The organism is Lacibacter sp. (assembly GCF_035299325.1).
Classification (GTDB): Bacteria; Bacteroidota; Bacteroidia; order Chitinophagales; family Chitinophagaceae; genus Lacibacter.
Window position 1 is genome coordinate 72780 of the sequence record NZ_DATGWT010000026.1, and the last position, 21456, is coordinate 94235.

General features: G+C 40.2%; 14 protein-coding genes. 1 reads left to right on the forward strand and 13 read right to left on the reverse strand.

Annotation, left to right across the window (positions count from 1 at the left end; all coding sequences use genetic code 11):
- Positions 1 to 15 precede the first annotated feature (15 nt).
- The 13 genes from VK159_RS15480 to VK159_RS15540 form a co-directional block, all read right to left on the reverse strand.
- Entirely contained in the window at positions 16 to 1086 is a 1071-nt protein-coding gene (locus tag VK159_RS15480; protein WP_324231066.1) for a Gfo/Idh/MocA family oxidoreductase, read from the reverse strand.
- A 16-nt stretch (positions 1087 to 1102) separates the two neighbouring features.
- Positions 1103 to 2140: an L-rhamnose/proton symporter RhaT gene (locus VK159_RS15485; protein ID WP_324231067.1), complete on the reverse strand. Its 1038-nt coding sequence runs from the start codon at positions 2138 to 2140 to the stop codon at positions 1103 to 1105.
- A gap of 17 nt (positions 2141 to 2157) precedes the next feature.
- Entirely contained in the window at positions 2158 to 3006 is an 849-nt protein-coding gene (locus tag VK159_RS15490) for an amidohydrolase family protein (protein ID WP_324231165.1), read from the reverse strand.
- 13 nt (positions 3007 to 3019) lie between these two features.
- Positions 3020 to 4189 carry a CoA transferase gene (locus tag VK159_RS15495; RefSeq protein WP_324231068.1) on the reverse strand — a complete coding sequence of 390 codons (1170 nt, stop codon included), beginning with the start codon at positions 4187 to 4189 and terminating at the stop codon, positions 3020 to 3022.
- A gap of 78 nt (positions 4190 to 4267) precedes the next feature.
- Complete coding sequence (locus VK159_RS15500) at positions 4268 to 5413, reverse strand: CaiB/BaiF CoA-transferase family protein (RefSeq protein WP_324231069.1); 1146 nt, start codon at positions 5411 to 5413, stop codon at positions 4268 to 4270.
- A complete protein-coding gene (locus VK159_RS15505; RefSeq protein ID WP_324231070.1) occupies positions 5410 to 6561 on the reverse strand; it encodes an extracellular solute-binding protein in 1152 nt (383 codons plus the stop codon). Before VK159_RS15505 ends, VK159_RS15500 begins: the two co-directional genes overlap by 4 nt.
- A 2-nt stretch (positions 6562 to 6563) precedes the next feature.
- Positions 6564 to 7007, reverse strand: coding sequence for a MaoC family dehydratase (locus VK159_RS15510; RefSeq protein WP_324231071.1), 444 nt, complete (start codon positions 7005 to 7007; stop codon positions 6564 to 6566).
- Positions 7008 to 7221: 214 nt separating this feature from the next.
- Positions 7222 to 8748 (reverse strand): glycoside hydrolase, encoded by a 1527-nt coding sequence (locus VK159_RS15515; protein ID WP_324231072.1) that lies wholly within the window; start codon positions 8746 to 8748, stop codon positions 7222 to 7224.
- 130 nt (positions 8749 to 8878) lie between these two features.
- Positions 8879 to 9868, reverse strand: coding sequence for a glycoside hydrolase family 43 protein (locus tag VK159_RS15520; RefSeq protein WP_324231073.1), 990 nt, complete (start codon positions 9866 to 9868; stop codon positions 8879 to 8881).
- A gap of 218 nt (positions 9869 to 10086) precedes the next feature.
- Positions 10087 to 11283 carry a DUF4998 domain-containing protein gene (locus VK159_RS15525; RefSeq protein ID WP_324231074.1) on the reverse strand — a complete coding sequence of 399 codons (1197 nt, stop codon included), beginning with the start codon at positions 11281 to 11283 and terminating at the stop codon, positions 10087 to 10089.
- A 75-nt stretch (positions 11284 to 11358) separates the two neighbouring features.
- Positions 11359 to 12561: a DUF4959 domain-containing protein gene (locus tag VK159_RS15530; protein ID WP_324231075.1), complete on the reverse strand. Its 1203-nt coding sequence runs from the start codon at positions 12559 to 12561 to the stop codon at positions 11359 to 11361.
- Between the two features lie 31 nt (positions 12562 to 12592).
- The gene (locus tag VK159_RS15535) at positions 12593 to 14569 is read right to left on the reverse strand and encodes a RagB/SusD family nutrient uptake outer membrane protein (RefSeq protein WP_324231076.1); all 1977 of its coding nucleotides are present in this window, start codon (positions 14567 to 14569) and stop codon (positions 12593 to 12595) included.
- 26 nt (positions 14570 to 14595) lie between these two features.
- Positions 14596 to 17784 (reverse strand): TonB-dependent receptor, encoded by a 3189-nt coding sequence (locus VK159_RS15540; RefSeq protein ID WP_324231077.1) that lies wholly within the window; start codon positions 17782 to 17784, stop codon positions 14596 to 14598.
- 491 nt (positions 17785 to 18275) lie between these two features.
- Here VK159_RS15540 and VK159_RS15545 point away from each other — a divergent pair, with 491 nt between their 5' ends.
- Complete coding sequence (locus tag VK159_RS15545) at positions 18276 to 21437, forward strand: ligand-binding sensor domain-containing protein (protein WP_324231078.1); 3162 nt, start codon at positions 18276 to 18278, stop codon at positions 21435 to 21437.
- Positions 21438 to 21456 lie beyond the last annotated feature (19 nt).

The following is a 21456-nucleotide window of genomic DNA, read 5'->3' on the forward strand; positions in this document are numbered from 1 at the left end:
ATTCGTTCTTAAAAATTAAATCAATTCATTTGGCTTGATACCGCCTCTCTCACAACTCATATAAGCAGCTTCTGTACATGCCATGGTATGAATACAATCTTCAACCGCATTATCAGGCTTCTCAATTTTTCCTGCAGCGGCCAGCATCAACTGTTCCATGCTACCAATAAAGGCATGCGGAAACCAGCTGCCTTCAATTTTCTTTTCCTGCCATTGCGGTTCTTTTCCATCTTCTAAAAACACATATTCAAAATTATCTGCTTCGCCACGAGGATAATTGATGAGTGCACCAAAATTTATGAGTACTGCACCTTTCGTTCCTTCGAACTTGATATAAGATTGTTGTTTGGGTGTGCCGTAGTTATGACAATGATTGGTGAGAATATTTGCTCTTGTCATATCACCATAATCCATAATGATATTGCTGCGTACCGATGCAAGCGCAGGCATGCTCGGATGCTTGGTTGATTTTGCATACACAGATTTTGGATTGCCAAGTAGATGTCGAACAAGATCAATGTAATGAATACTATGATATAATATCTCCACTCGTGGTGATGCCATTAAAAAATCCCACAAATGCCAGGGTGTGTAAACATTTACGTTTACTTCAATATCGTTGATCTCACCAAGCAAACCATCATTGATCATTTGCTTCACTTCAAGAATGTACGGTGCATACCGCAATTGAAAATTAACAGCAGCATTCAACTTCTTCTCTTTGCAGATCGATAATATTTTCTTTGCAGCATCCAGATCTTCGCCCATTGGTTTTTGCAACAAAACAGCAGAGCCATCCGGCATTTGTTCTAACAAAGGAATTAATGCCGGACCAGGAACAGCAATATCAATGATTGCATTCGATGGTAATTGCTTCAACAACTCTTCCGGACTTTCAAATACTTCTTTTATACCAAAACGTTCAGCGGTTGCTCTCGCTTTGTCCTGATCAATATCACAAATACCCTGCACATAAAAACCTGCTAACATATAAGCTGGCAAATGTGCCGTATTCACAATACCACCTGCACCAATAATATAAATTGGCAATTGTGCAGAAGCGATATCTCTTTGATGATTCGTCATTTCAACTTCTCAATTTTTACTCGACTGCTCCCAGTTTGTTTCCTTGTGTTAATAATAAAACGGCAACAATCAATATAACAATGGCTACTACCAATAAACGAATTGTTTTGCCACTGCTGTTTTTCCATTCTTTCAACATCAAGCCTGTAACTGCACTTAACAACACCAGCAAGATCATATGAATGGCCCAACTGCTGAATTCATATTTGCCCATACGTACATGACCAAGTCCATAAAAGAAAAATTGTCCGTACCATAGCATGCCTGTTAAGATCGACATGAGATAATTCATTCCCAATCCACTCTCGCCTGTTGTTTTATACTCGCCAAATGTTTTTTCTTTTCGGTGCAGATACAAGCAGTATAACAAGGTGCTGATGAATGCACCTGAATTAGAAAAAATATAGATCACATTTCCCTGGAAATTTCCTGCCCCATATTTCGCTGCTACATCTGCAATGGGTTGACCTTGATTTAAGGAGAAGCCATACAATGCAGATAACACACCCGCCAATAAACAAAGTGGCAATCCTTTCGCTAAGGAGAAAGCAGATTCTGTCTTCAACTGCTTTTCAATATCTTTTTCTTTGCTTCTGCCTGCCAGCCCACAAACTGCAATACCAATGGCCCCCATGGTAACACCACTGATGAGATAACCTGCACCTGTGCCAGAAAGAATGTCACCTAATGTTCCGGCAACCAATGGTGGCAACAACGTACCTAACACACAACTGATACCAACAGAAATTGCATAGGTCAATGAAAAACCAACATAACGGATGGCAATACCAAATGCAGTTCCACCAACACCATAAGCAATGCCCAACAGGAACGAACGTTGCATGGCAGAAGCAGGTGCTTCTTTTAATACAGTAACAATTTCCGGAATGGTAATATAAGCAACGAGCAAGGGTAATAGTAACCAACACACAGCTGCCTGTGCCAGCCAATAAGTTTGCCAGCTCCACCCTTTTACTTTTCGCTGCGGTGTATAACAGAGCGATGCGCTTGAAGCGCCTACAGCATGAAATAAAACTCCGTTAATTACTTCCATATTCTTATGCAGATGGGTTAAAAGGAATAAAAGTTTGCAGCGTTGGAATAAAATATTTTATCTGCTGCTTTATCATCAACCAAATCGTGAATGACTTCTTTGAAGTTTTTCCAGGTGTTGCTGTAAGAGCCGGCCAACAATGAAACAGGCCAATCGCCGCCCATGAAACAACGATCGGTTCCAAACTGTTCTATTGCAAAGCCAACATAAGGTTTGATATCATCGGCTGTCCATTGATCATTTTTTTGTGCAGTTAATCCAAGCCCTGAAATTTTTGCATAAAAATTTTTATGCTGTGCGGCTTCTTTCATCAACTCACCCCATCTGCCGAATTTTTCTTTAGTAGCAATGGGCGGTTGATTCAAATGATCGAACACCATTCTTAACTCCGGAACTTTTGACGCCACCTGTAATGCAGTTTCGATATGCTCGGGCAAAACACCTACTACATCGTAAGGAATATTATGATCGGCTAATATCTGCAGACTATTGATCACTTCAGGTTGCAACAACCACTCCGGATCACGCTCATCATGTATCAAATGACGAACTCCTTTGAAATAATTTTCTTTGCCGTATTTCTTTTGCAGTGCTTTTAATGTTGCATCGGGGTTGATCAACGGTAACCATCCAACAATACCGGCAATCCAATCTGTGTTTACCGCCATATGCAACATCCAATCTGTATCTTCAAAATTATTAGCAGCCTGTACAAGAATACCTTTCTTAATGCCAATTTCAAACCGTTCGGTTTCCAGTTCTTCAATACTATACGTACGATTGAGTATGGATGTGTTGCCTTCTAACCATGCATATTCTGCACGGTTAAAATCCCAGATATGTACATGTGTATCAGCAAGCCTCATTCTTTTCAAATGATCATTTAATAACGGTCTGCAATTGTTCTGTTATGCCGAATCGATAGTCAATTTCCTTATTGTGCTCACCCAACAATGGTGCACCTTTGCCTGCTCCCAGTATTTCACCATCCACTTTTATTGGACAGCGTGTAGTGGTTACCGATAGTCCGTTACTTGTTTTCACCGTTACTTCCATTTCGAGTGAACGGTAGCCTTCCTGCTTCACTAACCCATCGTAATCCATTACCGGTGCACACCAGATATCAGCATTCTCCAAAATACTGAGCCACTCAGCTGATGGTCTTGTTGTTAAATGACCCGCCAGTATCAATTTAATTTCATCACGTTTTGCAAACCAATCGTTGCTGTTAATGAAATCTTTCAACGGCTCACATTCCAGCAGCGTTGCCAGCGTTGGAATATTGGTCATTGCCAATGCAATGTAATCATCATTTGTTTTATAAATACCATAAGGTGCCGCAATGTATGCATGCGCACTGTTCACTGCACCTCGCACCGGCAATTGTCGTCCATCGTTGTAATAACAGGTCAATACTTCAAACTGAAAATCCAGAATACTTTCCAGCATACTCACCTGTACCAATGCGCCTTCGCCTGTTACTGCTTTTTGATAAAGTGCCGCCAATATTCCCTGTGCAATATGTGTGCCCGCCATGATATCCACCACGGCAACACCCATCGGTGTTGGGCTTTCATCAATATTATTGCTGAGCCAGGTTAAACCGGAAACAGATTGTAACAACAGATCCTGTCCAGGTAAATCTTTCCATGGACCTTCAACACCATAACCACTGATCTCTGCATACACCACATCAGGTTTGATCTGTTTTACTGCTTCATAATCCAAACCAATTCGTTCCATTACACCGGGGCGAAAATTATGCATCACCACATCGGCCTTTGCAATGAGTTGTTTTACTTTTTCGAGATCGTTGGGGTTCTTTAAATCGGCTGCATAACTCTGCTTGTTGCGGTTGATGGCATGAAAAATCGTTGACTCGCCTTCGATCATCACATCACTTACATACAGCTCACGACAAATATCGCCGCTGCCCGGTCGTTCGATCTTGATCACCTGTGCACCCATATCTGCCAATCGCAAAGCCGCAGAAGGCCCCGACAAAAACTGGCTGAAATCGATCACTAATATGTCTTCTAAAAGTTTCATTTTTTCAATTGTGAATTGCCAATGGTGAATTGAAATGTCACCCATAACACTTAACTCATAACTATAAACTAACTACTATCAACTATCGGCTAACAACTCTTTCCTTATCTTTTCATTCTGCTCACCCAACTGCGGCGCAGGTTTATCAGCTGTTAATCGTTGTCCGTTGATGCGGATAGGGCATCTCGTGGTAACAATTGTTTTATCAGCTACATGAATGGTTTGTTCCATCTGCAATGCATTGTATGCAGGGTGGTCTGTCATCTCATCCCAATTCAATACTTCCATTGCCCATAGCCCCGCTTCCTGCAATGCAGCCAACCAGTAAGCAGTTGTTTCAGTTTGCAGATGTTCAACCAACACTGTTTTTATTTCATCACGTAAAGCGAACGCATCTTCTTTCGAAAAATATTTCAATGCACCGCAATGAATTGTATCGCCCAACACATGAATATCGATCATCGCTAATGCGATATAACTGTCTTTTGTTTGATAAATTCCATACGGCGCACTCAACAAAGGCTGACCATTTGCAACCTTGCTTCGTTGCGGTTGTTCTTTATTTGTAAAATAGGTAGTGAGTAATTCAAATTGAAAATCGAGTAGTGATTCCATCAAACTCACTTCGATCAATGCACCCTTTCCGGTTTTTGAACGACGGATCAATCCACCCAAAATCCCCTGCACCAATTGTGAGCCTGCAAGAATATCGGCAATCGAAATACCAAATGGCACCGGACCGTTTGTACCATTACCTGTTGTATATGCTAGGCCTGTTATCGATTGTAACAACAGATCTTGTCCTGGTTTGTTTTTCCAGGGACCTTTCTTACCGTAGCCCGAAATTTCTGCATAGATCAATCGTGGATTGATCTGTTGTACAGTGTTGTAATCAAGTCCGTTCTTGCCCATTACATCGGGACGGAAATTATGGATCAACACATCACTCTTTGCAATGAGTTTTTTGATAATAGAAATATCGTCAGGATTTTTCAGATCAGCAGTAAAACTTTCTTTGTTACGATTGATGGTATGAAACAACAAGGAGTTGTCATCAACCCACAGGTCTTTAATGGCAAGCTTACGTCCTGCATCACCTGTTTTTGGTCGTTCAATTTTTATCACCCTTGCACCAAGATCGGCCAAACGCAAAGCCGCCGACGGGCCGGATAGATATTGGCTGAACTCCAGCACCACAATTCCATTTAATGGCAATGCACTCATGCTGTAACTGCTGTTTGTTTTGAAATACTTTGCTGATATAGTTTATTCATTTCCTGTAATGCTTTTGAAGGATCACCATCAAACTCCAGACAATCCTGTAACGGATCGCCTGCATGATCCTGGAAATGCAGGTAACCATTGTAACGTGGACGCATATATCCATTGTCCATAACAGGCAACACCTGCGTAAAAAAATAATTGGTTAAATGATTGGCTGTTGGATCGGTCCATGCACTGCGATGGCCGGGCTGACCACCGTGTTGCACATACATTGTACTTTGACATTCACCCGATACAACCATCGCTGCAAAATCTACTGCCACTTCTTTATGCTTACTGAAAGCAGAAACAGAAATTCCTGTTCCGCCAATGGTTGTTCTTAATTTCTTTCCGTTGAAAGAAACCACATCGGTATAGTGTAATAAATGCTGTGCATATCCTTTGCGTGCATAGTTGGAATAACCATATGCAAACGGGCAGTAGAGATAATCGTTGGTTGCGCTCATTAACTCTGCCACAGCAATAGGATTCCGGCTGAACATTTTTTTATCAACCACACTATACAACTGCTTCATTGTTTCAATAGCTTTAATGCCTGTTGCTTCATCAATTACTTCTTCCTCGTTTTGAAAAGGCTCGGCACCATTTGCAATGCAGAATGTATAAAAGTTCATCAACAGATCAATAGGAATAGCAGGAACGGCAACTTTTCCTTCTTTCGCCAGATCCAATACATCATTCCATGTTTGCGGCACGTTGCAGAGCAAATCTTTACGATAGCTGGCTGCAGGTGTTGCTGCATCAATCGCTAATGCCCATTGCTTATTATTATAGTTATAACTGATATGCGAAAGCCCTACAGAGTTGGTTTGCTGATCACGTAAATAATCAGCAGATAAATATTCATTCAACGGCAACACACAATTAGTTGCATCTGCACAACCCACCCATGGATGATCAATGATGAGCAGATCATATTCTTTTGTGAGTTCTTCAATCGGAAAATCAGCAAACTCCTGGAGTGTTCTTTTTTTCCAACGAATTTCTACATTGGGATGTAATTCAGAATAACGTTGTGAAACTGCAAGCAAAGGAGTTATTCCACGGCTATGCCCCCACGTTATACCATTCAATACAATCTTTTGCATGCTTAACTGTTTGATTTTTTAACCATGAGAATATGTTCGCACAGCATCACCAATTCGTTTTGCTGATTAAAACATTCCACCAATTCAGTTACTAAACCGTATTCAGGTTTCTTATGATCTTTCAACTCTTTTATGGTTACTGTTACTTTTATGGTGTCGTTAATAAACACCGGTTTAATAAAACGGAGACGCTCATAACCATAGGTCATGCTTACTTCGTTTACAAAATCGGCGGTAAGACCAATGGCCACGGTGAAGATGAGTGTACCATGCGCAATACGTTTTTTAAACGGCTGGCTTTTGCACCACTCTTCATCCATATGATGGGGAAAGAAATCGCCTGACTGCCCGGCGTGGATCACAATATCCGCTTCGGTGATGGTTCTGCCTTTTGTTTGGCGAACATCATTGAGTTTAAATTCCTCGAAATACTTCTGTATAAACATAGCTGGCTGCAATCAGTTTTTACGGAGAACAGGTTGTTCTTTAGAGCAAAAATGACCTGTTCAAACTGAAGTTCAAGGTATAACAGCCTGCCGGGGCGTTCAATGGAAGGTTTTACTGATTTGATGGATTATTTTCCCACAGGCAGGAAAAATGGTAATGACAGTTGTTAAGCAACTGGGTAGGGAGCGATAAAACTTACTTTTCTGTTGATCGTCAAAGATCAATTACCAACGTTGTTATTGAGCGTGGCAGCAAATCAACTTTGTTGATCGATTCGATTAAAGAAGGTTTCATATCTTCTCCATTTTGAGCAGATGTATTATATCGTTTTGCCTGCTTTATATTCTTAACACCCGGAATATTCAAACCAATTGTTGTTGCTGCGTTAGTATAGTTGATGATCACCACTGTCAATTTACTTTCGCTTGCAAATGCAGACAGCATCACATCCTGCGCCTGTTGCATCAGGATTGATCCATCGTTCCGCTCTGTTATGATGCGTTGCATACCGGGCTGCACAAACCTGCTGTAATGCCCAAGTGCCCACAAATTTTTTGTAACAATATAATCAGCGTTGCGTGGATCAGCAATATTTCTTAAGACAATAAGGTTGTAGCGTGTTTCGGCATCAGCACGACCCGGCTCCCATGCGTTCCAGAAATGCCAGGCAGTTGCATTGGCTACTGTAAAATCGTGATGAATGATTTTTGCAAGAAACAAGGCGCAATCCATTGATGATCGTCGTTCCTTCGATCCTTCTTTGTAACCATCGCCCAGCATACAGTACTCCGATTGCCAGAAAGGAACATTGTATTTCGTTGCAGTATCATTCAATCTCTTCCGCACATTGATGATCATGCTGTCGCCATGATCAGTAAAGTAACTGTGCCCCTCTATTACTTTGTGCAGATGCGACAGATTGCCTAGATAGAACTTACTGTCTTGTGCATAAAACTGTTGGAGTTGTTTTGATGCATGATTATAACGGCTGTACAGGTATGTAAGATCACCAGCTTCTGTAACAAGAATTTTTGTGTTGAGTTGTTGAGCTGTTAAAGCACTGTCGAGTTTTACAGCAATGTTGTAAATGTCTTTATTATGCCAAGGCGAGCCTTCCTGGTTCATGCTGCCAAATTTCGCCGACCAATCCCACTGCGGTTCGTTTACCGGACTGATGTAGTTGAAATGAATTCCTTCTTCATCAAAATGCTTGAGTACTGTTGCTAAGAAAGCGGCATAGTCGCTGTACTTATCGTCTCTTAAATTGGTAACAAAATCTTTCGCTGTTTTAAATCCCAATCCGTTTTTATTGAATTGAACCGGTGCTGTATTAGAAAAAGCGATGAGATCTTTTACGCCATACGATACTGCTTTCTTCGTAAACCACACATAACCTTGTTGTTTCGTCCAATCGTAGGCTCCGGAAGGCGAAAGAAAACTTTCCACCCTTCGAAATGTATTGCGGATACCGCTGCCGTCGCCTTGTTCAAATGTTCCTCCGCCAATATTAAAACGCCATGCAGAAAGACCAATGCCCAACGGATTGCCTGATGAATCAAACGATTTGCTGAAGAGCAACTCCGCCATTCGTTCTTTCTTCTCTGCTGGCCAATACTTGCCGATCGCCTCCGTATACCATGCACCTGAGGCACCAATGTTCTCAATTGTTTGAGCTTTACGTTTCAGATCAATGGTAAATGTTACGGTTTGGCTTTTTACAAAAAAGGTATTTGCTATCAAAAGAAAAAATATAGTAACAATTCGAAATGGCATTCTTCTACCGTAAATTTTTTAAGGAATAAAACGCTTACCTACTATCGACTTATCATCAGACAGATTAACTTCAGACAAATAGGATGATTGAAAGTAATTATTTTTTCAACAACCCTTCACTCGTCATCACAATACGTTTCATTGTTCCGTCTTTGTTGTAATACAAGCGATCAATACAAACCGAACGGTGAAACCCACCATGATCAGCCAACACACCAGTGTGATAAATAAAATACCATTTGCCTTTAAATTCAATAATGGCCTGGTGATTGGTATTGCTGTTACCTGCCACTTCATTCAATATGCCTTTGTATTGCCAGGGGCCGTTTATGTTTTTGCTCATGGCATAAGCGATCTTCTCAGGAAACTGGTAAGCATATGAAAGATAATACCAATCCTTACGTTTGTGTACCCATGGTGCTTCTGTAAATTTCTGCAAGCCTTCTACAACCTGAATGGGGCCATCGAATTCAATCATGTTTTCTTTCAGCTTGGCGTAATAACATTTGGTGTTTCCCCAAAACAAGTAGGCTTGTCCATCATCATCAATGATCACTGATGGATCAATATCATCCCAGGATATACCTGTTGCTTTGGTCATATCGTTTGTTACAAGTGCTTTACCTAATGCATCAGTAAATGGTCCGGTTGGTTTATCTGATACAGCAATACCAATTGCTTTTCCGCCAATCGTCTTATGTTCAACTGCCACATACCAATAAAATTTTCCATTGCTATGAATTACCTGCGATGCCCATGCATCGGCCTTAGCCCAAGAGAAATCTTTTACATTTAACGGTGATGGATGTTCTTTCCAGTTCAACATATCGGTTGATGAATAGCAAAGCCATTCATTCATTATATAACGTGCCTGTCCTTTTGGTGCTTCATCACGACCGGTATACAAATACACTGTATCATTATGCACCAGCGCTGCCGGATCGGCCGTAAACTTATCACGAATGATTGGATTGAACGGAACAGAATCACTCGTTACCGGTATCTGCTTCTGCGCATAAACATTAATGTTCGTTACACATATGACCAACATTGTTGCACTAAACTGCATCAATCTCCTGAGCTTCATCTTCTTTATTATTTTACTTGATTAGTTGAACTGTGAAGGGAGGTTTTCAAATTCCAACTCAACCTTCATCTGCATTTTATAAAAGTCTCTTTAAAAAACAAGGCCCCTTGTTGATACAGAGGGAGCCTTTGTTTTAAATATGCCCCTAAACAAAATTTATTGTTCCGATGGGTGCTGATGCAATGAATCATTCATTAGCAAACATCTGAGCAAATGATTTATGGCGTAAGGTATAAACGCACCTTAAACACTTTCATAAAATTTCCTTCTGCTTTCATACCTGCCTGTAAGCCTAATGCCACCTGTGTAGCACTTGAAAGATTAAAGTTGAGTTTATTGTCGGCCCACTTTGTAATATTCTTGAATACAATTGAACTGGTTTGCACATTACCAATATCGGGCAATGTAGTACCAGCTGCAACGGTAATGTATTTTGTACCGCCATCCGAACAATCGCCTGCTGTCACTACCAATGTGTATTTACCGGCAGGTAAAGTAAAGCTTTGATAGATCTTACCATTTGGTATTTCCGGCATACCCCACCATGCTTCAAGAGAAAGTGCTTTCGATGGCAACCAACCCCCATTATCTAAACCACCAACATCACCACCACCATTTCGTACATCCGGAGTAGTGATCCAGTCTGCAGGTGTTTGCCATCTGCCTGTTCCGCCATCGGAATTTGCGAAGTTGATACCAGCATTTAAAATATACATTGCCGTTACATCATACATTACACCTACAGTTTGCGATGCACTGCTGAATGTATCAATAGAATTTGGTTTCGGCAGATATTGTGTACGCAATACAACTGATGTTCCCGGTTTGAAATTATCCAGTGATGTTAAACTTTGTGTAAGTGGAACAAAAACCGAATCAACAGCATCACCCACTTTTGTGTAACGAACCCATGTACCTAATGCACCAGAAGCTGCATCGAGGTTATCCCATGCTAATTCTGCTTTTCCTGATGTCATTAGCTCAGCACGGTTAACCGCTCTGTTGGTCAAACCACTTTCATATTTAGGTCCATATGCAGTACCGGATGCATTTACCTTCATTGAACTGTTACCTACAGCATCAAATGTTTGAATGGTGAAATTGTAAATCCCCTCCGGTATAGCAACGATTTTGCTAAAGGTATCAATGCCGGGGCCTTTTGTGATTGCATAAATAATGGAATCCTTTCCATCGTTCCAACTGATTTTGGCTTTTGTGATCTTCGGATCAGCAGGCAACAATCCTGTAATTTTTATACGTTGATTACCGGGATAAGTTTTTACCGAATCTATTTTCCCGCTATAGATTGTTTCACCAGCCTCTGTATATTTTTTATAATCATCCCACTTAGAGCAGGCTGCCAATACAAACATCAGCATGATGATCAACGAAAGTTTACTTGTATTTTTTTTCATTTGTTTAAGTTTTATCCGCAGCTGCTTCTGTTTTTTTGTTGCAGCGTGGCTTTGATCAAACATTAACTTCTGTTATTATCGAGGATCTCCATACACCTTCAACTCATTAATACTTTGTGCCGTACCACCTGCAAAATTTTCAAGGCAGCGGATACGGATGTATTTTACTTTCGGTGCAGACAAATCAATTTCCCAACTAAAACCAGCAGCTGCTGTAGTTTGATCATTGGCATCATCTGTACCATACGGCAAGCCAGAAGGTTTTTTTACTGTATAGGAACCCAGCAATTTCCAGGTATTATCCAACGCACCATTTAAATTCGGATTCTCTGAACCCCATATTTCAAACCTCTTCATGGTTGTGAGATAATAATAGCGTGTTCCCTCAGGGAAAGGTCTGATCCAGATACGGCTGAGTTTTGCGAGTGCGCCTGTATTAAACGTGATCATGTGCGGACCACTTCCTCCGGGAACCTGGTTGGTAAAACTTGTAAAAGGCCAGCCCAGTTTGCCATCCCATGCATATTGCAGAGCAGCTCCATTGGTTACCTGCGGCGCATCGCCTGGCAAAACCAAGCTGGAGAATTTAGAAGGATCTAATTGCGTTTCAAAGATCGGATGTACAACCTGGTACATGGTATCGGTTTTATTACCCCATCTGTCTGCAACCAAAAATCCAAACCGGTAATTGCCTGTATCAAGTCCACGAATTTTCGACAGAATACTGTCAACATTTGTGTACACGCTTTTATTGTTATCAATTTCATATTCGTTGAACACATTCGGCTTTGTAACAATAATAGAGATATTTGCTTTCGATGCATTTACGCCTGTAAGATTATAACCACCAAATGCATCTTCAATTTTCAAGCTGCGGTATACATCCCAAATAGGCGCAGTAAGCGGTTTTATTTTTACCGTTACAGCCTGCGACTGTTTTTCGGAACGACTGACTGAATACAACTTCACTTCATGTTCCAGCGTATCTGCAAAACCTTCCACCACCAATGAATTGTTGTAATACGATGCCTTTGTTTCGTATTGCTTTCCGGTAGTGATGGTATACACTGCTTTTACATAAAGAAGATTAGGATCGTTCGGCAATTTATAGGAGATGGTTGCCTTACCGCTGCCGTTCACAACAGTCACATCAGTGATTTGAGCCGGTACGGTTGGGTCGTTACTTATTGGTGTATGTGTTTCCAGTTCTTTGCTGCACGATGCAATGATGAATGCTGTAAGAAGCAAAGAGGGAAATATTATTTTAATCAGTTTCATTGTAAATTTTTTCAGAATTTTTAGAATCAGATTACCAGCCCGGGTTTTCTACCAGGTATGGATTACGACGTGTATCATAATTGCCGATCGGCCAGAAATAATCACGTGGTGCAACAAAACGTTGACTGAAAATAAATTTCTCTTTGTAATAGGTACCGTCTGTTTTACCCTGCACACTCCAGCCGGTAATGTCTTTGTTCAATTCATCAGGTGCTTCTTTCCAACGACGCAGATCCCAGAAACGTTGTCCTTCAAACATTAATTCAAGTGTACGTTCACGATGAATGATCGAGCGCAAGCCTGCCTGTGAAGCATATTTATTCGGAGTACTTGAATAATTTGTCCATGATTCAACTACACCTTTTAATCCTGCACGTTCACGTATTTTATCAACGTATAAGATTGCTGTGGCTGATGCAGGATTTACTTCATTTTCTGCCTCTGCATAAAGAAGATAAAGATCAGCAAGTCTTACTTCAGGCCAGGGATACGAACGCCATACAGGTGCTGCAGTACCTGCTGTTGTAGATTGCCAACTAACCAGTTTCTTAACGAAATAACCTGTTTCACTCCAGTTAGTAAAGTGACCGAAGCCTGCGCTTTCAACATTCTTTGCTTTTACATAGTAAGTACCGTTATCACTACCTGTTGCATTACCATCTTTCATATACCAGATACCACCATCAAATCCTAAGTTGGCATAGAAACGTGGTTCCCTGTCGAAGTTTAAACGTGCAGTTACAAAACCAGGTTCAATGTAATATTTCTCAGCAGCTGTTGCCGTGCGCAACTGGTCATAGTTTGCAAAATTGAATGTTTTATCTTCTTCAATAGGTACACCATTTGAACTGTAAAACATTTTTGCAATTTTAATTGGCGGCGCCCATACACCTTGCAATTGAAAGCGGTTTGTATTGCTTCCTCTTGTCATTGGCGGCATACATAATGCCTCATTCGGGAAATACATTTGAGCATTGCCCCACACAGTTTCAGAACCCCATCTTTCAGTTACAGCATTGCGGATATTCAACTGTGTTTTTGTTGCCGTATTCAGATTATGAATATCATTCTTGTAATAGTAAAGTGTAAACCCATTTGCTTCTGCTGCATCAATCGCTTCTTTTGCTGCATCTCTTGCTGCTTCCCATTTATCAGGGTCAACTGTTGGGTTGAACAAAGCCACACCATCTTTATCTTTAAAGTTTGCAAAATCAGGATTACCATTAAACAGTGGGCTTGCAGCCATTACCAACAACTTTGCTTTTACTGCTAATGCAATTGGTTGTGTAATTCTTCCCAACTCTGTATTTTCATTTTGAATACGTTCAGGAAGTAATGTAATTGAACTATCAAGCCATGATGTAATGGTTTCCACACACTCATCAACCGGTGCACGTTTTACATAAGAACTTGCAGGATCTGCTTCCACCGCAACATTTTCTTTGATGAGCGGAATAGGGCCATACATGCGTAACATATAATAATGATAGTAAGCTTTCAAAAACAATACTTCACCTATCCAGCGTGAACGTTCTGCCGGATTAATATCTGGCACCTTCGTCATATCAGCCATGTTCTCTAAAAAGATATTACAGTTGCGGATACCGTTCCATATTTTTTGATGATCGTAGCGTGTATTGCCGGTGCCACCTTTTCTCCATCCTGCCCATTCATTAAAATAAGGATCAGCCGCATTTTGTTGTCCTTGAGCAATACGGAACGCTGCATGCCAATGTGTTTGATCATCCTGCGGCAACCATATCTCATCAGCAGATGCCATTGCTGCATTATACCAGCCATCGCCATTCTTTGGCAAGTAAGAATAACAGGTAAACAAAAATTTCTCAGCTTCAACACGCAGTTTAAATGCATTGTCGATGGTAGAAATATTATCCGGTACCACATCGAGATACTTGCGGCAGGAATTTAACGTAGTTGTAAACACAAAGAGCACTGCTGCAAAGAGCAGGCTTTTGTTTGCAACTTTATAATTGATTCTTGTATTCATGTTTAAAAACTGTTGAATGTTTTAAATTAAAAGTTCAGCTGCACACCCATGCTGTAAACAGATTGAATTGGATAGTTTAATCCGTTACCACCCATTTCCACATCCCACAGCTTAAAGCCACTGAGGATAAAGAGATTGGTTGCAGAGAAATAAACACGTGTGCCTTTTAATTTCAGCGCTTTAAAATCAGGTAACGTATAGCCCATGTCTACACTCTTTAAGCGTAAGAAAGCACCATTACGTAACCACCATGTTGAAGTTTGATTATTTGAATTCACTCTCCATGTGCTGAGGCGTGGCCAGAATGCATATGGATTCTGATTATCTTCAGACCAATGATTGTCTGCAATTACTTTCAACAGGTTATTTTGATAACCACCATTTAAATAAAACGGTTGAATGTTCCATGGATTAATAAAGAATGAACTGCGTGCTGCACCCTGGAAATAAAAACTAAAGTCGAAACGCTTATAGCCAAATGATGCACCAAAGCCGTAAATGATTTCCGGTTGTTGTGGAAAACCAATAGGTACCATATCATCGTTATTGATCACTCCATCACCATTTACATCTTTGTATTTGATATCGCCTGCCAGCAAACCAATATCACCATATTGTATAGGTGAGTTGGCTACCTCTTTCTGATCGATGAATAAGCGCTCAGCAATCAATCCCCATGTTTGACTGATGGAATGATTAGCTCTTGACAGATAAGCAATGTTAGATGGGAAAACAATTTCATCTGTTACTTTTACTTTGCTTGTTGCATATGTAAACGTACCTCTAACATTGATCCACATATTTTTATTCAACGAACGTTGATAGTTCAAAGCAACGTCGATACCCTGTGTTTCTGCTTTACCATAGTTAGAGGAAGGAATAGCAGAGAAACCTGCAGCAGATTCTACTGTAGATTTCGCTTGTAAGATCTGTGAACGCCATTGTTTGTAAACATCAACTGTTAGTGTGAGATCATAAAACAATTTCATATCCATACCAAGGTTCATGGAACGTGATTGTTCCCAGGTGATTCCTTCATTGGCATATCTTGAGATAGAAACACCGTTACGGCCATAAGTTCCTGCACCATCGTTGCGACCAAATGATGCACCAAAGCCACCATCGTTGAGGTTTACATTTGACAAGTAGAAAAAACGATCATTGATATTACCGATCTGATCATTCCCAACCAAACCATACGTAGCACGGAATTTAAGATCAGTAATTACTTTTTTCAGCGGGTTAAAAAACTTCTCGTTTGAAATGCGGTAAGCAACACCTGCTGACGGGAAGAAACCAAAACGATTATTTTTTGCAAAACGTTCAGAACCGTTATAACCAAAGTTGAACTCAGCAAGATAACGGTTATCAAATCCATAAGTAAAACGTCCTGAAAGTGTTTGGTTACGTTGCGGCAACGACGCAGTAACACTACCTGCATTACCGGTTTCATAGTTCGAGATCACTGCAATTACATTACCACCAACAGTATGCTTCTTAAATGTGCGATTGTAAGTAACTGATCCTTCAAGCCAAAAACGTGAGTCAACTACTTTATTACCTTCTGCATAGCCTAAGTATTCTGTACCAACAGTTCCGATAGAAGTTGCGCTACCATCGTTTAACACAGTAAGATTATAGTCTTGCGTTGTTGGGTCAACAATCGCTGAATAATAGAAAGGATTATAACTTCTGTCAACAGAATAAAAAGAATATCTTCTCAAATACCCCATTGTACGGAAGCTCAAGCCCGGTGTCACAAAACCAAGATCCTGTTTCAACTCTACCTGCGGTTGAAGGTTCGATGTTTTATAAACTGAATACCCACGTACCATCTGTGCATATGGATTTACATATAATGTAGAAGTCAATCCATTTGCATCAACTGTTCTTGCAGAGCCAAATAATGGATGGGTGATGTATGGTAATTTCGATTGTGGATATACAGCAGGAAACATCACCTGGTTCGACCAGAGTGCATTGTTGAATGTTGCAGAACCACCGCCAATTGGTCCGTTATAATCATCAAACTGACCATACATGCGAATTATCAATTCTGTATTTTCGGAAAGATTGAGATTAATGTTTGAACGGATAGAATAGTTTTTGAGTTTAATGTTACTGTTGAAATTATTGATGGGGTCAAGTTTCAACAAGCCGTTATCCTGGTTATACGTACCGGCAACATAGTAACGTGTTCTGTTAGTTCCACCACTTACGTTGAGGTTGTAACTCTGGTTAACCGTATATTTTTTGATCAACTGTTCTATCCAGTTATTATTGGGATAGAGATAAGGATCGTCTCCGGCTTTTGTATGTTCAATTTTGTTTTGCGAATAGGGTTGAACAGCGAGTGGCGAACGTGTAAGTGCAGCTTCGTTTGCCAACTCCATATAAGTAATGTTATCAGCCATATTGAAATTCTTTGTATTGGATGACACACGATTCTCAGCACGAAACGAAAACTTTGCAACACCTTCTTTACCTGAACGTGTGTTTACCAACACTACCCCGTTTGCACCACGAGCGCCATATACAGAAGCAGCAGCTGCATCTTTCAATACTGAGAAATCAGAAATATCATCGGGCTGTAAACGTGCAAGATCAGTAGGTGAAGATTCAACACCATCAATTAAGATGAGTGGATCTTGTTTACCTGTACCGAATGTTGAAAGACCCCTGATGTAAAATGCAGAGTTATCGGTACCCAAGCCTGGCTCGCCACTACGTTGAAAGGAAATAACACCCGGTATGCGACCGGCAAGTGTATTGGTAAGGTTCCCTGTTGGCCCTTTTAGTGATTTAACATCTACAGTAGTAATGGAACTTACCATGCTTGCTTTTTTCTGTGTACCGCCAAATCCAATAATGACAACATCTCCTAGACTGCCACTTGCATTTTTCAACACTGCATTAATGGTTGTTTGACCATTCACCGCAATTTCCTGCGTTTCAAAACCAACACTTGAAATAACGAGGACTCCTTTTGCAGGAACACGGATGGAGAAATTTCCTTTCTCATCTGTTTGTGTAGCTCTTTTGGCATCAGCTTTCAACTGAACAGTTACACCTTGCAGCACCGCAGAATCTGAACGGATATTACCTTTTACAGTAATCTCATTTTCCTGCGCAAAGAGTGTAACAGAAAGGCAGAGCAACATTACTAGTAAAGCGATGGCTTTGTTGCCGGCTTTAATGGTTACTAATTCTTTCATAAGCAATCAATACTTGTTTAATTAATAAATAAATGAACCTTGTACGTTTTGGTTAATAAGCAGGTGTATCACAGCATATGTATGAACACAGTTAGACAATAACCCATTTGCTTCACATTTTTTTGTGCAGCATACAGATTGTTACAGGAAGTTTTGAACGAAGTATTAGTTCAACGAAAAGGAGCAGTTTCAGAAAATGTCATCCTTGCAAACTTTTCGGGAAAGAAATAATACAGACAGTTCAGAACATCAGGTTGAAATAAAAGAGAGAATAGTAGGGGTCATAGCAAGTCGTTTTAGTCGTTAAGAATTAATAAGTGTAAATTTGACAAATATTAATTTATTCAGTTCGACTAAAAATTCCGATATTTCAACAAAAAGTACCAATTTTCACACAGGCACCCCGGGTGTTCGCTTGATATAACTATAACATTCAACAAACCAAACAATTGCGTTTTTCAAGAGCCATATGTGTTTTAAGCATGCTTTTAATGCTTCATTGTTCTTTACATGGACAGTCCTATTATTTCAGACGTTACCAGGTTGAGAACGGGCTCTCACACAACAGTGTTATCTGTGCATTGCAGGATAAAAGAGGCTTTATGTGGTTTGGAACAAAAGATGGTTTAAACCGCTTCGATGGTTATTCGTTTAAAACATTCAGAAAAGATGCCGCAGACAGTAACAGCATTGGCAACAACTTTATTCAATCACTATACGAGGATAAAAAGGGAACAATGTATGTAGGTACCGACAAAGGTTTGTATCAATACATTGATAAAACAGAAGAGTTCAGGCTTTTACCCTCAACGAAAGAACACAGCATTTTTAAACTTACCGGTGATACGAAGGGTAACCTATGGTTTATATCAGGTTTTGCTGTTTGCAAATATTCATTGGCGAATAACACACTTGATTATTTTGATCATCCAACTTTCTTTATTGCAAGTGCTGTTTGCACAACATCTGATGGAAATGTGTGGGTGGGCACTGCAAATGGTGAACTAAAAAAATATCAGGCCGCCAACCGTTCATTTACCAGCATTCCTCTGTTTAAAAATACCGACGATACGAAATACAAATACATTGAAACCATCGTGCAAACCAATACCGGACAATTATTGGCAGGCACGAACAATGCCGATATTAAATTAATTGATCCTGCAAAAGAAACATACATCGACTTACCACTCACCTTAAAACGTGAAACTAATTTTTATGTAAAACGGATCCTGCAGGTTTCACCAAATGAATTTTGGCTGGGTACAGCATCCGGAATTTTTGTTTACAACTTACAGACAGGTAAAGGCACACAGTTAGAAAAAAACTACAGCAACCCTTTCTCACTTTCTGATAATGCCGTTGAAACAATGTGCAGCGATAATGAAGGCGGTATTTGGGTGGGCACTTATTTTGGCGGCATTAATTATTTTCCAAAGCAGATTACTGCTTTTACAAAATTCATCCCGGCAAAGAGTGAAAATTCACTCAGCGGAAATGTTGTAAGAGAAATAAAAAAAGATAGTGATGGCAATTTCTGGATAGGCACTGAAGATGCAGGACTCAACAGGTACAACCCTACTACAGGAACGTTTACACATTATGAAGCAACAGGCAAACCGGGCAGTCTTTCATTTTTCAATTTGCATGGACTGGAAGTTTCACGCAACGAAGTATGGATCGGCACATTTGAACACGGGCTAGATGTAATGGATATCCGCACGGGTAAAGTCATCAAACATTTTCAGGTAGGTGAAGGAAGCGTTTTATCAAGCAATTTTATTTATTGCATCTATGCCATCGATCACGAGAATATTTTAATAGGAACAACACTTGGCATTTACAGATACGATCGGAAAAATGATCGATTGAAACGGGTGGAAGGTTTTCCCGAATGGGATTGGTATACCGGAATAGTAAAGGATGATAATGGAACTATCTGGGCAACAACATTCGGAAGGGGCATTCATTTTTACAATCCTGCCACTGGTAAAGGAGGAACTATTCTTCACAACGAAAGTGACCCAAACAGTTTAAGCAGCGACCGTGTAAATTCTGTTTTTAAAGACAGTCGTAACAACTTGTGGTTTACCACTGAAGAAGGATTATGCAAATGGAATGAGCAAACCAACAACTTCACCCGCTATGGAACAGCCAACGGATTTCCCAGCAACTTTATGTTTTCCATACTGGAATCAACAGCTGGTGAACTTTGGATCAGTACTACCAAAGGACTTGTACGTTTTGTTCCAACTATCGGGAAAGCAGATGTTTTTACCACAGCTAACGGATTGATCAGTGATCAATTTAACTACAGCTCGGCCTTTAAAGATGAAGACGGGCGCATGTACTTTGGCAGCACAAAGGGGCTCATCAGTTTTCATCCGAAAGAATTCAGACAATCAGCGTTCTCCCCTCCTGTTTATATCACTCACTTTGAAATAGCAAATCAAGAGACGGGTATTGGCAAGAAAGGTTCTCCGCTGAAAGCATCCATTACTTATACCGATACGATTATACTTACACATGATCAATCAACCTTCAGTATCGATTTTGCAGCACTTGGTTATACTGCAACAGAAACCATACAGTATGCTTACCAGATGGAAGAATTGTCGAACAACTGGGTGAATCTGAAAAAAAACCGAAGAGTTGATTTTACAGAACTGCGTGCCGGAACTTATCATTTCAGATTAAGAGCAATGAACAGCTATGGCATTGCAAGCCCAAATGAAAAAAAACTGATCATCCGCATTTTACCCCCATGGTGGTTGAGCACGTACGCCTATATGGCTTATTTCATTCTTCTTATGTTACTTATTTATTTCATCATTCGTTATTATCATCAACGGATGGAAGAAAAGAACAAACAGAAATTTGAAAAGCTGGAAGTAGCCAAAGAAAAAGAAGTGTTGGAAATGAGATTGGTAAAGAACAAAGAATTGCTCGATGCAAAACTTGATTTCTTCACCAATGTGGCACATGAAATTAAAACACCGCTTACACTTATTAAGGTACCGCTTTCAAGAATTACGAGGAAAGCGGAAGCGCTACCTGAGTTGGAACGCAGCCTGAAAATAATGAACCGCAATACCAACAGGTTGATCGAACTCACCAATCAATTATTGGATTTCAGGCAAACCGAAATTGACAAATTCCATCTTTCATTTGTTCATACAAATGTTACACAGTTGGTTGAAGACGCATGTAACGATTTTTCTGATCTAGCAGAAGAGTACGGTCTTTCTTTTTCAGCCAACATACCGGAAGACGCATTATCTGCAAATATTGATGTAGATGCGTTCAATAAGATCATTAACAATCTTATTGGTAATGCTATAAAATTTGCGGATAAAAAAGTGATGATCGAACTACTTCCCTTCTATAAGGATGACCAATCATTCAGCATCAGGGTTAAAAACGATGGCTATTTGATCCCTGTTGAACTAAAAGAAAAAATATTTGAACCTTTTTACCGTATCAGTGAAACAGAAGCACAAACAGGTTCTGGAATAGGATTAGCTTTGGCTCTGTCGCTTACACAGCTGCACAGAGGCACGCTTATCCTGGATTCGCAAACAGAGAATATGAATTGTTTTTCGCTCACTTTACCGCTCAATAATGAAGTAACCACTTCACAAACTTCAGCGTAAATAGTTCATCAATCAATCA